This window comes from Streptomyces sp. NPDC089915, assembly GCF_040684675.1.
Classification (GTDB): domain Bacteria; phylum Actinomycetota; class Actinomycetes; order Streptomycetales; family Streptomycetaceae; genus Streptomyces.
Window position 1 is genome coordinate 13,741 of sequence record NZ_JBFBGN010000016.1, and the last position, 15,275, is coordinate 29,015.

The 15,275-nt window shown below is 70.4% G+C and carries 15 protein-coding genes; all 15 read right to left on the minus strand.

Features of this window, described 5'->3' with window-relative positions; genetic code table 11:
• Positions 1-11: 11 nt before the first annotated feature.
• Positions 12-1,607, minus strand: a complete 1,596-nt coding sequence (gene atpA / locus AB0O29_RS07670; protein WP_365147652.1) for a F0F1 ATP synthase subunit alpha — start codon at positions 1,605-1,607, stop codon at positions 12-14.
• Between the two features lie 134 nt (positions 1,608-1,741).
• The gene (locus AB0O29_RS07675; protein WP_365147655.1) at positions 1,742-2,557 is read right to left on the minus strand and encodes a F0F1 ATP synthase subunit delta; all 816 of its coding nucleotides are present in this window, start codon (positions 2,555-2,557) and stop codon (positions 1,742-1,744) included.
• Positions 2,554-3,099, minus strand: a complete 546-nt coding sequence (locus tag AB0O29_RS07680; RefSeq protein WP_365147804.1) for a F0F1 ATP synthase subunit B — start codon at positions 3,097-3,099, stop codon at positions 2,554-2,556. The genes AB0O29_RS07675 and AB0O29_RS07680 overlap by 4 nt, the downstream gene beginning before the upstream one ends.
• A 37-nt stretch (positions 3,100-3,136) precedes the next feature.
• A complete protein-coding gene (atpE, locus tag AB0O29_RS07685) occupies positions 3,137-3,370 on the minus strand; it encodes an ATP synthase F0 subunit C (protein ID WP_030857147.1) in 234 nt (77 codons plus the stop codon).
• A 79-nt stretch (positions 3,371-3,449) separates the two neighbouring features.
• A complete protein-coding gene (atpB, locus tag AB0O29_RS07690) occupies positions 3,450-4,289 on the minus strand; it encodes a F0F1 ATP synthase subunit A (RefSeq protein ID WP_365147807.1) in 840 nt (279 codons plus the stop codon).
• Between the two features lie 210 nt (positions 4,290-4,499).
• Entirely contained in the window at positions 4,500-4,937 is a 438-nt protein-coding gene (locus tag AB0O29_RS07695) for a hypothetical protein (protein WP_365147658.1), read from the minus strand.
• Between the two features lie 287 nt (positions 4,938-5,224).
• Positions 5,225-6,571 carry an MraY family glycosyltransferase gene (locus AB0O29_RS07700; RefSeq protein ID WP_365147810.1) on the minus strand — a complete coding sequence of 449 codons (1,347 nt, stop codon included), beginning with the start codon at positions 6,569-6,571 and terminating at the stop codon, positions 5,225-5,227.
• A gap of 104 nt (positions 6,572-6,675) precedes the next feature.
• Positions 6,676-7,911, minus strand: coding sequence for a serine hydroxymethyltransferase (gene glyA, locus AB0O29_RS07705; protein ID WP_365147661.1), 1,236 nt, complete (start codon positions 7,909-7,911; stop codon positions 6,676-6,678).
• A 93-nt stretch (positions 7,912-8,004) separates the two neighbouring features.
• A complete protein-coding gene (locus AB0O29_RS07710; RefSeq protein ID WP_365147664.1) occupies positions 8,005-8,643 on the minus strand; it encodes a protein-tyrosine-phosphatase in 639 nt (212 codons plus the stop codon).
• Entirely contained in the window at positions 8,640-9,287 is a 648-nt protein-coding gene (locus AB0O29_RS07715) for an L-threonylcarbamoyladenylate synthase (protein WP_365147667.1), read from the minus strand. Before AB0O29_RS07715 ends, AB0O29_RS07710 begins: the two co-directional genes overlap by 4 nt.
• A 55-nt stretch (positions 9,288-9,342) precedes the next feature.
• On the minus strand, positions 9,343-10,188 hold the full coding sequence (gene prmC / locus AB0O29_RS07720; protein WP_042813202.1) for a peptide chain release factor N(5)-glutamine methyltransferase: 846 nt from the start codon (positions 10,186-10,188) through the stop codon (positions 9,343-9,345).
• Positions 10,189-10,234: 46 nt separating this feature from the next.
• On the minus strand, positions 10,235-11,314 hold the full coding sequence (prfA, locus tag AB0O29_RS07725) for a peptide chain release factor 1 (RefSeq protein ID WP_344165089.1): 1,080 nt from the start codon (positions 11,312-11,314) through the stop codon (positions 10,235-10,237).
• Between the two features lie 121 nt (positions 11,315-11,435).
• The gene (rpmE, locus tag AB0O29_RS07730) at positions 11,436-11,654 is read right to left on the minus strand and encodes a 50S ribosomal protein L31 (RefSeq protein ID WP_267032631.1); all 219 of its coding nucleotides are present in this window, start codon (positions 11,652-11,654) and stop codon (positions 11,436-11,438) included.
• A gap of 173 nt (positions 11,655-11,827) precedes the next feature.
• Positions 11,828-12,931: an LCP family protein gene (locus AB0O29_RS07735; protein ID WP_365147672.1), complete on the minus strand. Its 1,104-nt coding sequence runs from the start codon at positions 12,929-12,931 to the stop codon at positions 11,828-11,830.
• A gap of 171 nt (positions 12,932-13,102) precedes the next feature.
• Positions 13,103-15,211 (minus strand): transcription termination factor Rho, encoded by a 2,109-nt coding sequence (rho, locus tag AB0O29_RS07740; RefSeq protein WP_365147675.1) that lies wholly within the window; start codon positions 15,209-15,211, stop codon positions 13,103-13,105.
• Positions 15,212-15,275 lie beyond the last annotated feature (64 nt).

The following is a 15,275-nucleotide window of genomic DNA, read 5'->3' on the forward strand; positions in this document are numbered from 1 at the left end:
CCCTTCCGTCGTCACTTGGAGACGTTGACGGCCGGGACGTCCTCGCCCAGGAGCTTTCCGTCGGAGGTCTCGAACTGGCGCTTGAAGGCGGCGATCGCGTCGGCGATCGAGCCCAGCGTGTCGTCCGACATCTTGCCGCCGTCGGCGATGGAGGTGAGGAGGTCCTTGCGCTCGCGGCGCAGGTGCTCCAGCAGCTCCGACTCGAAGCGGCGGATGTCCTCGACCGGGACGTCGTCCATCTTGCCGGTGGTGCCGGCCCAGACGGAGACGACCTGCTCCTCGACGGGCATCGGCTGGTACTGGCCCTGCTTCAGCAGCTCGACGAGGCGCTTGCCGCGCTCCAGCGCGGCCTTCGAAGCGGCGTCCAGGTCGGAACCGAAGGCGGCGAACGCCTCCAGCTCACGGTACTGGGCGAGGTCCAGGCGCAGACGGCCGGAGACCTGCTTCATGGCCTTGTGCTGGGCCGAGCCACCGACGCGGGAGACCGAGATACCGACGTTCAGCGCCGGGCGCTGGCCCGCGTTGAACAGGTCGGACTCCAGGAAGCACTGGCCGTCGGTGATGGAGATGACGTTGGTCGGGATGAACGCCGAGACGTCGTTGGCCTTGGTCTCGACGATCGGCAGACCGGTCATCGAACCGGCACCCATGTCGTCGGAGAGCTTCGCGCAGCGCTCCAGCAGACGGGAGTGCAGGTAGAAGACGTCGCCCGGGTAGGCCTCACGGCCCGGCGGGCGGCGCAGCAGCAGCGACACGGCGCGGTAGGCGTCGGCCTGCTTCGACAGGTCGTCGAAGATGATCAGGACGTGCTTGCCGGCGTACATCCAGTGCTGGCCGATGGCGGAACCGGTGTACGGCGCCAGGTACTTGAAGCCGGCCGGGTCGGACGCCGGGGCGGCGACGATCGTCGTGTACTCGAGCGCGCCGGCGTCTTCCAGGGCGCCGCGAACGGACGCGATGGTCGAGCCCTTCTGGCCGATGGCGACGTAGATGCAGCGGACCTGCTTGTTCACGTCGCCAGAGCGCCAGTTGTCGCGCTGGTTGATGATCGTGTCGACGGCCAGGGCGGTCTTGCCGGTCTGGCGGTCACCGATGATCAGCTGACGCTGACCACGGCCGACGGGCACCATGGCGTCGATGGCCTTGTAGCCGGTCTGCATGGGCTCGTGGACCGACTTGCGGACCATGACGCCGGGGGCCTGCAGCTCGAGGGCGCGACGGCCTTCGGTCGCGATCTCGCCGAGACCGTCGATCGGGTTGCCGAGCGGGTCGACGACACGGCCGAGGTAGCCCTCGCCGACGCCTACGGAGAGGACCTCACCGGTGCGCTGCACCGGCTGGCCCTCCTCGATACCGCTGAACTCGCCGAGGACGACCGCACCGATCTCGCGCTCCTCGAGGTTGAGGGCGAGACCGAGGGTGCCGTCCTCGAACTTCAGCAGCTCGTTCGCCATGGCGGAGGGCAGGCCCTCCACCTTCGCGATGCCGTCGCCGGCAACGCTGACCGTTCCGACCTCCTCGCGCGAGGCCGCGTCCGGCTGGTACGACTGGACAAAGGTCTCCAGTGCGTCCCGGATCTCCTCCGGCCGGATCGTGAGCTCCGCCATCTGGGTTCCCTGCTCTCCTTGTTGGGCCTGAAGCTTCTTAGGGGTCTGGGGGCGACCCCCAGGAATCTTCTGCAAGTTCTGCACGGCCCAACCGGGCCGCTAGGAATGCTTTGTATCTGTGTGGTGGCGGCTGGTCAGCCGGCCATGCGGCGGGACGCCTCGGAGAGGCGGTCCGCGATGGTGCCGTCGATGACCTCGTCGCCGACCCGCACCGAGATCCCGCCGAGGACCGCGGGGTCCACGTCGAGGTTCAGGTGCATCTGGCGGCCGTACAGCTTGGCCAGCACCGCGCCGAGGCGCTGCTTCTGCGCGTCGCTGAGCGGGACCGCGCTGGTCACGGTGGCGACCATGCGGTCACGGCGCGCGGCGGCGAGCGTCGAGAGGGACTCGAGTCCCCCCTCAAGGCTACGTCCACGCGGGTGCGTGACGAGACGGACGACCAGGCGCTCGGTGACGGCGTTCACCTTGCCGCCGAGGAGGCTGCGGAGCAGCTCGCTCTTGGCGGTGGCGGTGGCGGCGCGGTCGGTGAGCGCGGAGCGCAGCCCGGTGTTCGAGGCGACGATCCGGCCGAAGCGGAACAGCTCGTCCTCGACACCGTCGAGCGCACCGGCCTGCTGGGCGGCGGTGAGGTCGGCGGTGGCCGCCAGCTCCTCCAGCGCGTCCACCAGGTCGCGGGACTGCGACCAGCGGGACCGGGCCATGCCGGACACCAGGTCGAGGGTCTCCCCGCCCACCTGGCCGGACAGCAGCCGGCCGACCAGCTCGGCCTTGGCCTCGCCGGACTGCGCCGGGTCCGTGATGACCCGACGCAGCGAGACCTCACGGTCGAGCAGCGCGGTGACGGCTGCCAGCTCACCGGCGAGCTTCGCCGCGTCGACGGACGTGTTGTCCGTCAGCGCGTCGAGACGCTCGCGCGCGGAGGCCAGCGCCTCGCGGCTCGCTCCGTTCATCGGGCCGCCTCGGCCTTCTCCTCGAGCTCGCTGAGGAAGCGGTCGATGGTGCGGCTCTGCCGGGCGACGTCCTCGAGGGACTCGCCGACGAGCTTGCCGGCCAGGTCGGTGGCGAGCTTGCCCACGTCCTGACGCAGCGCCTGAGAGGCGGCCTTGCGGTCTGCGGCGATCTGGGCGTGACCGGCAGCGATGATCTCCTCACGCTGCCGCTGGCCCTCTGCGCGCAGTTCTTCCTTGAGCGCAGTGCCCTGCTCCAGCGCTTCCTGGCGCAGGCGCGCGGCCTCGTGCCGGGCCTCGGCGAGCTGGGCCTTGTACTGCTCCAGCACGCTCTGAGCCTCGGTCTGAGCGGCCTCAGCCTTCTCGATACCGCCCTCGATGGCTTCGCGACGCTCGTCCAGAACCTTGTTGATGTTCGGGAGGAGCTTCTTCGCGAGGAAACCGAAGACGATGACGAAGGCGATCAGACCGATGACGAGCTCGGGGATCGGCGGTACGAGAGGGTTTTCCGTCTCGGCCGCGAGAACCAGGAGGTTCACATCAATGCCTTTCGTCTACTCGGACTAGTGGTCGCTGCTCGTCTTAGTAGACGAACGGCATGACCAGACCGATGAGGGCGAGCGCCTCACAGAAGGCGAAGCCGAGGATCTGGTTGGCGCGGATCAGACCGGCAGCCTCGGGCTGGCGGGCGAGGGCCTGCGTACCGTTACCGAAGATGATGCCGACGCCGACGCCCGGGCCGATGGCCGCGAGACCGTAACCGACGGAGCTGAGGGAACCGGTGACGCCTTCGGCGGCAGCAAGGATCTGGGACATGCCAGTTCTTCCTTCTCTTTCACGGACCGGTGGGGGTTGGCCACCGGACGACAGGGGGGATGGGGGTGGGCGGCCTGGCTCAGTGGTGCTCGGCGAGCGCGCCCTGGATGAAGCTGCAGGCCAGGAGGACGAAGACGTACGCCTGGACAGCCTGGATGAAGAGCTCGAAGGCGGTCATCACGATGACCATGATGAACGAGACGCCCGCGTAGGCGATCCCGATCCCGTTCAGCAGGTACCAGCTGGCGATGGTGAACAGCAGCAGCAGGGTGTGACCGGCGAACATGTTCGCGAACAGTCGGACCGCGTGGGTGAACGGGCGCACCAGGACGTTCGAGAAGAACTCGATGACCATGACCAGCGGGAGCACCGGGCCGAGCGACTTGTCGTAGCCGGTCAGGTTCTTCAGGCCGCCGACGAAGCCGTGGCGCTTGAACGTCACCGACATCCAGATGAAGTACACGATCGCGGCGAGGATCGCCGGGTACGCGATGATCGCGGTCACCGGGAACTGGGCCACCGGGACGATCGACCAGACGTTCAGGATCCAGACGAAGAAGAACAGCGAGACCATGAAGGGGACGTACTTCTCACCCTCCTTCCGGCCGAGCGTCTCGTAGACGATGCCGCGGCGCACGAAGTCGTAGCCGGATTCGGCGATCATCTGGAGCTTGCCCGGAACGACCTTCGGCTTGCCGAAGGCGGCCCAGAAGAAAGCCACGATGATGATCGAGCCCAGGAGGGCCAGCAGCATCGGCTTGTTGAAGTACGCACTCGTGGTGCCGGCTTCGCCCCACAGCGGCTCGAAGAGGAACGAGTGCAGGCCCGGGCCGGGGAAGCCACATCCCGAGAAGATGTGACAGTCGGTCTCGAAGGCGAGGACCTGCGTCGGGTCAGCACTCACCGCGGGCTCCTTCAGCGTGGCGCATAGGTTGGGCAACCTCATCGTGTCGGCGCGGCGCACGGCCGCGGTTCGGCACTGGACTGGTGTAACGGGTGTGGGGGCGGCAGTCAGGCATCGAGCCTCGCGATGGACCAGGCGTCAGCTCAGATGCCCGTGCCCGCAGTGCCGCAGTTTGAACCGGACGATAGCAGCATCTCGAACGCACACTTATCCCGGCCCTACCCCTCACGGCTTCGACCCCGGATTTCCGGGCTTTTCACCGTTGGTCGAGTCCGGCTCGACGTAAAGGATCTTGGCCTTCATGTGAGCACGCGTCTGCGCCGCGATCCACACGAGGGTGGTGGCGACGAGCGTGATCGCGAAGGCCCGGGGGTGGAACAGCGTCGTGTTCTTGAACACGGCGAGAAAGACGAAGAGCAGCAGGATCTGAGCGGCGTAGAGCATGAGGCCCATCGCCTGGAACAGATGCGGCAGGGATTTCGCCGTGCGCTGGAGAACGATGAATCCGAGCCCCATGAACAGGATCGTGACCACGGTCGCCACGACCGAGCCGACGGCCCCCTTGCCACCGACGACCAGACCGCTGATCACGGCGGCGATGGCGCCGGCGGCAGCGGTGGGTACGGCGGTTTGCAGGAGGGATCGGACGTCGTTAGACCGCATGGCGGTTTGCTCCGCGTGGTGGTGGGGGCACGGACTCGTACGGGTAACTCGTACGGGGACGAGCGTAAGCCCGGTCCGAGTGATCGCCTCGGGCCAATGGACCGTCGCACTACGGTCCTTCGGCTCTGTCGCCGGGTTTAGTGAACGGTATCACAAACTATTTGATGAGAGCTTTACCTGTGCGGTGTGCTGACTGTCACACATGAGGGCTAATCCGCCCGTGTGTGCAAGACAGGGCTGCGTCTTGTCTGGTAAAGGGCGTTCATGTCGGACATGCGCCCGGGGCGTCAGCGTGCCGAACCGGCCTTACGCCGGTCGGGGAAGCGCGAACGGGGGCCTACCGCTGTCGCTCCGTTGACGCCGGACACCCCGGCCGCGATCGGCCGCGCGGGCGCCGGCTCGGTTCCCTCGTCCTCGCGCACCGCCGCCTCGGCCGCGGCCTCCGCCGCCCGCGTGGCGTGCCGGTAGCGCGGCGGGACGAGTCCCTCGGCCCAGCGCGGGGCGCGCGGGGTGAACCGCGGCAGCAGGAGCAGGACGAGGCCCAGGGCGCTCAGCGCGGCGATGGCGAGGACGATCCACATCGAGGCGGAATTGACCGAATAGGCCACCGCGCCGAAGGCGATCAGCCCCGACCAGAAATACATGATGAGTACAGCGCGGCTGTGCGAATGCCCGAGTTCCAGGAGCCGGTGGTGCAGGTGCCCGCGGTCCGCGGCGAAGGGCGACTGACCCTTCCAGGTGCGCCGCACGACGGCCAGGACGAGGTCCGCCATCGGGATCGCGATGATGGTCAGCGGCAGCAGCAGCGGGATGAAGACCGGCAGCATCGCGTGCGTGGCGTTGCGCTCGCCGCCCACGAAGAGGGCCATGGTGTCGGGGTCCACCTGCCCGGTGATCGAGATGGCCGAGGCGGCCAGCACCAGGCCGATCAGCATCGAGCCGGAGTCGCCCATGAAGATCCGCGCGGGGTGCATGTTGTGCGGCAGGAAGCCCAGGCACATGCCCATCAGGATCGCGGCGAAGAGCGTCGCGGGGGCGGCCGCCTCGATGCCGTAGCCGAACCAGATCCGGTAGGCGTAGAGGAAGAACGCGCAGGTGGCGATGCAGACCATGCCCGCGGCCAGACCGTCGAGCCCGTCGACGAAGTTCACCGCGTTGATGGTGATCACCACCAGGGCCACGGTGAGCAGGGTGCCCTGCCACTGGGTCAGCGCGACCGTGCCGATGCCCGGAACCGGAATCCACAGGATGGTCAGGCCCTGGATGACCATCACGCCGGCGGCGATCATCTGGGCGCCGAGCTTGATGAGCGCGTCCAGCTCGAACTTGTCGTCGAGGACGCCGACGAGCCAGATCAGGGCGGCGCCCGAGAGCAGCGCCCTGGGTTCGTTGGAGCGTTCGAAGACCCCGTTGAGGTTCTGCAGGTGGTCGGCGATCAGCAGGCCCGCGCACAGGCCGCCGAACATCGCGATGCCGCCCAGCCGGGGGGTCGGCTCGCGGTGCACGTCGCGGGCGCGGATCTCCGGCATCGCGCCCGCCGCGATCGCGAACTTCCGGACGGGCCCGGTCAGCAGGTAGGTCACCGCGACCGTGACGCAAAGCGTCAGCAGATATTCACGCACTGGCTGCCCCAGATGTATCGCCGGCCATCTCAGCCCCACACATTAGCCGCGATGTACACGGGGACGAGGACGCCCGGAGTCCTCGTTCCGGTTGCGCTACGGGACACTCGTCCCGGTTACGCCTCGTACGGGGGAAATCGTCCGGCCAGCTCGGTGACCTCGGCGCGGGTTCCGGCCACGTCCCCACCGCGCAGCGCGGCGGCGAACAGCCCGGCGATCCGGGCCATCTCGGGCTCCCCCATGCCCTGCGTGGTCACCGCCGCGGTGCCCAGGCGGACGCCGCGCTGGTCCCCGTACGGCAGGGCGCAGGTGTCCAGGACGATCCCGGCGGCGGCCAGCCGGCCGCGCGCGGCCGGTCCGTCGATGCCGAGGGGGGCGGGGTCGGCGCTGATCAGGTGGGTGTCGGTGCCGCCGGTGGTCACCGCCAGGCCGTGTGCCCGCAGGGCCTCGGCGAGCGCGCGGGCGTTGGCGACGACCTTGTGGGCGTAGCGGGTGAAGGCCGGGCCGGCCGCCTCCCCGAAGGCCACCGCCTTGGCGGCGATGGTGTGCATCTGGGCGCCGCCCTGGGTGAAGGGGAACACCGCCCGGTCGACGCGCTCGGCGAACTCGGCCCCGCACAGCACCATCCCGCCGCGCGGGCCGCGCAGCACCTTGTGGGTGGTCGCGCAGATCACGTCCGCGTAGGGCACCGGGCTCGGGGCGGCACCGCCGGCGACCAGCCCGATGGGGTGGGCGGCGTCCACGATCAGGTGGGCGCCGACCTCGTCGGCGATCTCCCGGAACGCCGAGTACTCCAGGTGCCGGGGGTAGGAGATGGACCCGCAGACGACGGCTTTCGGCCGATGTGCGCGCGCCAGCCGCTGCACCTGCTCGTAGTCGACCAGCCCGGTCCGCGCGTCGACCCCGTACCCGACGAAGTCGAACCAGCGGCCGGAGAGGTTGGCGGGCGAACCGTGCGTGAGGTGCCCGCCGTGGGCGAGCCCCATGGCCAGGACGGTGTCCCCGGGCCGCAGCAGCGCGGCGTACGCGGCGAGGACCGCGGAGGAGCCCGAGTGCGGCTGCACGTTCGCGTGCTCGACGCCGAACAGGGCCTTGGCCCGTTCCTGTGCCACCCGCTCGGCCAGGTCCGCGTACTCGCAGCCGCCGTGGTGGCGGGCGCCCGGGTAGCCCTCGGCGTACTTGTTGGCGAGCGGGGAGCCGAGCGCGGCGAGCACGGCCGGGGAGGTGAAGTTCTCGGCGGCGCTCAGCTGGAGCGTTGCCGCCTGCCGCTGCCGCTCCCCGTCGAGGATGTCGGCCAGTTGCGGGTCCTGCCGGCGCAGGAGGTCGGCAGCCTGCTCAGTGGTGACGGTCATGGCCAACTCCCGCGCGGTGTGGATACCGGTACCAGCCACTGTAGGCCGGGCCCCGGTTTCACGCCCGGGCGAGCGGCCGCCGGGAGGGAGGGGTCAGCGCGGAGGCGTGACGCCCGTCAGCGCGGTGACCACCGGGTCCAGCGCCTGGTTGATCTCGTCGCCGATCGAGCGGAAGAAGGTGATCGGCGCCCCGTACGGGTCGTACACCTCGTCCGCGTCGGGGGAAGGGGCCAGCAGCCAGCCGCGCAGCGCGGCGGCGGCCCGCACCAGGGCGCGGGCCCGCTCGGCCATGCCGTCGTCGAGGGGCGGCAGGGTGGCCGGGTCTATGGCGCGGACCAGCCGGGTGAACTCCTTCAGGGTGAAGGTCCGCAGTCCCGCCGAGTGGCCCATGGAGATGACCTGCGCCCGGTGGTCGCGGGTGGCGGTCAGGACCAGGTCGGCCCGTATGACGTGCTCGTCGAGCAGCTCGCGCCCGGTGAACCCGGTCGCGTCCGCGCCGAAGTCCGCCAGCACGGCCGCCGCGTTGGCCTCCATGGGGGCACCCTCGTGGCCCCAGGTGCCCGCGCTCTCCACGATCAGGTCGCCGGCGGCCAGCCCCAGCGCGCCCAGACGGTGCGCCAGCGCGTGCCGCGTCAGCCGCTCGGTGATCGGCGAGCGGCACACGTTCCCGGTGCTGACGTGGAGTATGCGGAAGGTGTCTCCCTTGGCTATGCCACGCCCCTGAGGGCTCACGGAGCCACCTCGAGGTCGGGGACGACCTCCCGCAGCTGCGCGGCGGTCAGCGCGCCCTCGCGCAGCAGGACGGGAACCTTGCCGGTGACGTCGACGATCGACGACGGGAGGGTGCTCGGGGTCGGACCGCCGTCCAGGTAGACGGAGACGGAGTCGCCCAGCATCGCGCGGGCCGCGTCGCAGTCCTCCGGCGCGGGGTGCCCGGACAGGTTCGCCGAGGACACCGCCATCGGGCCGACCTCGGTCAGCAGCTCGATCGCGACGGGGTGCAGGGGCATGCGCACGGCCACGGTCCCGCGGGTCTCCCCCAGGTCCCAGGCGAGCGAGGGCTGGTGCTTGGCGACGAGCGTGAGCCCGCCCGGCCAGAAGGCGTCGACGAGCTCCCAGGCCTGCTCGGAGAAGTCCGTGACGAGGCCGTGCAGGGTGTTCGGGGAGCCGATGAGCACCGGGGTGGGCATGTTGCGGCCGCGGCCCTTGGCGGCGAGCAGGTCGCCGACGGCCTCGGCGCTGAAGGCGTCCGCGCCGATCCCGTACAGGGTGTCGGTGGGCAGCACGACGAGCTCTCCGCGGCGCACGGCGGAGGCCGCTTCGCGCAGACCCGTCTTGCGGTCCGTCGCGTCGTTGCAGTCGTATCGCCGGGCCATCAGCGGGCCTCCTCGTGCAGCGGGGTGGTGTCGTGGGCGGTCGGGGTCGCGGTGATCACGGCATGGCCTTGCGGGCGGTCGCGAAGCGCGGGCGGTTGTTCAGGTCGGGGTGGTCGGCGGCGTCGGCCCAGCCCCGTTCGTCGGCGAAGATCCACGGCACCTGGCCGCCCTGGGTGTCGGCGTGCTCGATCACGACGATGCCGCCGGGCCGCAGCAGCCGGTGGGCGGTGCGCTCGATCCCGCGGATGGTGTCGAGCCCGTCCTCGCCGGAGAACAGCGCCATCTCGGGGTCGTGGTCCCGGGCCTCGGGGGCCACGTACTCCCACTCGGTGAGCGGGATGTACGGCGGGTTGGAGATGACCAGGTCGACCTGGCCGTCCAGCTCGGGCAGCGCGGTCAGGGCGTCGCCCTGGTGGACGGTGACCCGGGAGCCCTCGGCGTTCTTGCGGGTCCAGCGCAGGGCGTCCTCGGACAGCTCCACGGCGTGCACGCGCGAGCGCGGCACCTCCTGGGCCATGGCGAGGGCGATGGCGCCGGAGCCGGTGCACAGGTCCACGATCAGCGGCTCGACCACGTCCATGGCCCGGACGGCCTGTATGGCCCAGTCCACGACCGACTCGGTCTCGGGCCGGGGCACGAACACCCCGGGGCCGACCTGGAGCTCCAGGTAGCGGAAGAAGGCACGGCCGGTGATGTGCTGGAGCGGCTCGCGCGCCTCGCGGCGGGCGACGGCCTCCCAGTAGCGGGCGTCGAAGTCCGCGTCCTTGACGTGGTGCAGTTCCCCCCGCTTGACGCCGTGCACGAAGGCCGCGAGCTCCTCCGCGTCGAAACGCGGTGAGGGCACGCCGGCGGCGGCCAGCCGCTGGGTGGCCTGGGCCACCTCGGCAAGCAGCAAGTTCACGCTGGTCCTCCGGGCTGCTGTCGTACGGGGGGTGGTGCGGGGCTCGTCAGTGCGCGGCCGCGAGCTTGGCCGCGGAGTCGGTGTCGACGCAGGCCTGGATGACCGAGTCGAGGTCGCCGTCGAGCACCTGGTCCAAGTTGTACGCCTTGAAACCGGTGCGGTGGTCCGAGATGCGGTTTTCCGGGAAGTTGTACGTACGGATCTTCTCGGAACGGTCGACGGTGCGCACCTGGCTGCGGCGCACGTCGGAGGCCTCCTGCTCGGCGGCCTCCTGGGCGGCGGCCAGCAGGCGGGAGCGCAGGATGCGCATGGCCTGCTCCTTGTTCTGGAGCTGGCTCTTCTCGTTCTGGCAGGAGGCGACCACACCGGTCGGCAGGTGCGTGATGCGCACGGCCGAGTCGGTGGTGTTGACGGACTGGCCGCCGGGGCCGGAGGAGCGGTACACGTCGATGCGGAGGTCGTTCGGGTTGATCTCGACCTCGACCTCCTCGGCCTCCGGGGTGACGAGCACGCCGGCGGCGGAGGTGTGGATGCGGCCCTGGGACTCGGTGGCCGGGACGCGCTGGACGCGGTGGACGCCGCCCTCGTACTTCATCCGGGCCCACACGCCCTGGCCGGGCTCGGTGGCGCCGTTGCCGCCCTTGGTGCGGACGGAGACCTGGACGTCCTTGTAGCCGCCCAGCTCGGACTCGGTGGAGTCGATGATCTCGGTCTTCCAGCCGACGCGCTCGGCGTAGCGCAGGTACATGCGCAGCAGGTCGCCCGCGAAGAGCGCGGACTCGTCGCCGCCGGCGCCGGCCTTGATCTCCAGGAGGACGTCCTTGTCGTCGCTGGGGTCGCGCGGGACGAGCAGCAGGCGGAGCTTCTCGGTGAGCTCCTCGCGCTGCGCGCTCAGTTCCTTGACCTCGGCGGCGAAGTCGGGGTCGTCGGCCGCCAGCTCCTTGGCCGTCTCGATGTCCTCGGCCGACTGCTTCCAGGCGCGGAAGGTCGCCACGATCGGGGTCAGCTCCGCATAGCGCTTGTTCAGCTTGCGTGCGTTCGCCTGATCGGCGTGGACCGAAGGGTCGGCGAGCTTCGTCTCGAGGTCGGCGTGCTCGCCGACCAGGTCCTCGACCGCTTCGAACATCGGATGCTCCTGGGGTGGAAAGCCAAAAAATGGGGCTGGGCGGGCTGAACGACGACAAAGGCGCCGGTCCGGCCGCCCCCGCGTGATCAGGGGGCGGCCGGTGACCGGCGCCTGGGTCGCGCTACTTCTTGGCCGCACCCTTGCCGAAGCGGGCCTCGAAGCGGGCCACACGGCCACCGGTGTCGAGGATCTTCTGCTTGCCCGTGTAGAACGGGTGGCACTCGGAGCAGACCTCGGCACGGATGGTGCCCTCGGTCAGGGTGCTACGGGTGGTGAACGACGCGCCACAGGTGCAGCTGACCTGGGTCTCGACGTACTCGGGGTGAACTTCGCGCTTCAAGGTGTCTCCTAGATTCGGGAGGGCGCCGGGTCGCAGGAGCCGAATTGCGCACTGCGTGAACCGGGGCCGACAGACCAGTCTGCCAGGACCGGGCCGCCTGTCAAAATTCTCGGAACGCTCCCCTCAACGGGGTGGGCCCGGCATCTATTCCTGCCGGGTCCCGGCAGGTGGGGCTACTGGACGATGGAGCCCGCGGTGCTCTTGTCCCCGTTGGAGTGCTCGGTGGCCGCGGCCGGGATGGGCTGGTCGGCCAGCAGGGCGTCCCAGACCATCTTGGAGTCCTTGGCCAGGACGGCGACGCGGTCCTTGTCGAGCGGGTCCTGGGTCACCGGCAGGGTGATCATGTGCATGTTCTCGGCGCTGATGCCCTGGAGCCCCTGGGCGAAGCTCGCGAGGGACTTCACGTCGCCGAGCGCCTTGTCGGTGGTGATCGCCTTGGTGGCGGAGTCGGCGAGGCTGTAGAGCTTCTTCGGGCTGTCGAAGACCCCGATGCCCTTGACCTGCTTGATCAGCGCCTTGATGAAGGCCTGCTGGAGCTGTATTCGGCCGAGGTCTCCGCCGTCGCCGACGGTCTTGCGGGTGCGGACCAGTCCGAGGGACTGCTCGCCGTTGAGCTTGTGGGAGCCGGCCGCCAGGTCGAGGTGGCTGCCGTAGTCCTTGATCGGCTTGGTGGTCGTGAGCTCGACGCCGCCGAGGTTGTCGATGATGTTCTTGAAGCCGGTGAAGTCGACCTCGATGTAGTGGTCCATGCGGATCCCCGACATCGCCTCGACGGTCTTCACCGCGCAGGCCGCCCCGCCGATGGTGAAGGCCTCGTTGAACTGCGCGCGCTGGCGGGGGGCGCTGTTCTTCCCCTTGCCGATGGGGCAGGCGGGCCGCGGCAGCATCGTGTCGCGCGGGATGGACACCACGCTGGCCTGCTTGTGGCCCTCGTAGAGGTGGACGATCATCGCCGTGTCGGAGCGGGCCGAGCCGCCGTCGTCCGCGCCGTACTCGCTGTTCGCCCCGTCGCGGGAGTCGGAACCGAGGACGAGGATGTCCATCGAGCCGTTGTCCACGTTCGGCGGGCGGTCCTTGCCCAGGGCCTGGTCGATGTCGACGGTGTGCAGGTTGCCGTTGAGCTTGAAGTAGAACCAGCCGAGGCTGCCGCCGCCCAGCAGGACCACCCCTGCGGCGACCCAGGCGGCGACTCTGAGGCCCTTGCGGCGCCGCGGCTGACCCCTGCGCCGACCCCCGCGTACGGCTCGGCGGCCGCGCCCCCTGCTGTCCTCGCTCATGCTCTCCTCAGTCCTGGCTCCGTTGCCCGTCTTCCCTCACTCAGACGGAGCAGCGCGTTCCAGGGTTCCACGGCTTTCTGTGGGAGCCGTACGCCTGTGGCGAAGGTCGCACAAACGGAACCGCCCCCGCCGCGGGTGCGGCGGGGGCGGCTGCGTCTACGGGCGACCCGGTCAGTCGTCGTTCTTGCCGGCCGGGGTCGTCTTGGCGATCTGCATCAGGAACTCGGCGTTCGACTTCGTCTGCTTCATCTTGTCGAGCAGCAGCTCGATCGCCTGCTGCGAGTCGAGTGCGTGCAGCACCCGGCGCAGCTTCCAGACGATGGCGAGCTCCTCGCTGTTGAGGAGGATCTCCTCCTTGCGCGTACCCGACGGGTCGACGTCGACGGCCGGGAAGATGCGCTTGTCGGCGAGCTTGCGGTCGAGCTTGAGCTCCATGTTGCCGGTGCCCTTGAACTCCTCGAAGATCACCTCGTCCATGCGCGAGCCGGTGTCGACGAGCGCGGTGGCCAGGATGGTCAGCGAGCCGCCGTCCTCGATGTTGCGCGCGGCACCGAAGAAGCGCTTCGGCGGGTAGAGCGCGGTCGAGTCGACACCACCGGACAGGATGCGGCCGGAGGCGGGCGCCGCGAGGTTGTACGCGCGGCCCAGGCGGGTGATGGAGTCGAGCAGGACGACCACGTCGTGACCCAGCTCCACGAGGCGCTTGGCGCGCTCGATGGCCAGCTCGGCGACGGTGGTGTGGTCCTCGGCCGGGCGGTCGAAGGTCGAGGAGATGACCTCGCCCTTGACCGACCGCTGCATGTCGGTGACCTCTTCCGGACGCTCGTCGACCAGGACGACCATCAGGTGGCACTCGGGGTTGTTGGTGGTGATCGCGTTGGCGATCGCCTGCATGATCATGGTCTTGCCGGTCTTCGGCGGGGCCACGATCAGGCCTCGCTGGCCCTTGCCGATCGGCGACACGAGGTCGATGATGCGGGTGGTCAGCACGCCCGGGTCGGTCTCCAGACGGAGCCGGTCCTGCGGGTAGAGCGGGGTCAGCTTCTGGAACTCGGGGCGGCCCCGGCCCGATTCGGGCGCCATGCCGTTGACGGAGTCCAGGCGCACGAGGGCGTTGAACTTCTCGCGGCGCTCGCCGTCCTTGGGCTGGCGCACGGCACCCGTGGTGTGGTCGCCCTTGCGCAGGCCGGCCTTGCGGACCTGGGCGAGGGAGACGTACACGTCGTTGGGACCGGGCAGGTAGCCCGAGGTCCGGATGAACGCGTAGTTGTCGAGGATGTCGAGGATGCCCGCGACGGGGATCAGGACGTCGTCGTCGGCGACCTGCGGCTCGCCCGGGGCGAACTCGTCGCGGCCGCGGCGGCCACGGCGGTCGCGGTAGCGGCCGCGCCGGCCGCGCCGGCCGTCCTCGTCGAAGTCGTCCTGCGGACCCTGGTCCTGACGGCCCTGCTGGCCCCGGCCGCCACCCTGCTGCTGGCGGTCCTGACGGTCCTGGCGGTCCTGGCGCTCGGCGCGGTCCTGGCGGCCGCCCTGCTGCTGGCCCTGGCCGCCCTGACCGCCCTGACCCTGCTGCTGGCCCTGCTCGTCGGCCTTGGCACCGCGCTCGCGGCGGCCCTGACGCTCACCGCGCTCACCGCGCTCGCCACGCTCACCGCGGTCACGGCGGTCGCGGCGGCTGCGGCCCTCGCCGGCCTCCTGCGCGGGGGCCTGGCCCTGGGCCTGGGCGGCGACGGCCGCGGCCGGCTCCGTCTTGGCCTCGGCCTGCGGGGCGGCCGCGGGGGCCTCGGTCTTCTGCTCGACCTGCACGACGGCGGGGGCCGAGGACTCGGGGCTGCCCGAGGGGGCGGTGGCGCGGCGGCGGCGGCGCTCGCCGACCGGGGCGTCCTCGCTGATCGGCTGGCCCGGGATCTCGATCTGGGCCTGCGCGGCGGGCTTCTCGGCGGGCGCCGCGGCGGCGGCCTCGCCCGTACGGGCCTTGCTGGTGGCGCGGCGCTTCGGCTTGGCCTCGGCGGCGGCTTCCGCGGCGGGGGCCGCGGCCTTGGGGGCGCTGCCGCCCTGCGCCTCCTTGATGACCTCGATCAGCTGGCTCTTGCGCATGCGCGCGGTGCCCCTGATACCGAGGCCCGACGCGACCTGCTGCAGCTCGGCGAGGACCATGCCCTCAAGGCCGGTGCCGGCGCGGCGGCGCCGGGTGGCAGTGGCAGCTGCGGCGCCCGCGGCGGGGGCACTGGTGTCGACGTTGGTGTCGGCAGCGCCCATCAGATCGGTGGTGTCGCTCACGAAGGGTCCTTCCCTGGAGCGGACGTCGGCCTGTCTGGCTCGGCGACCGGTTGTGCTGTCCGAC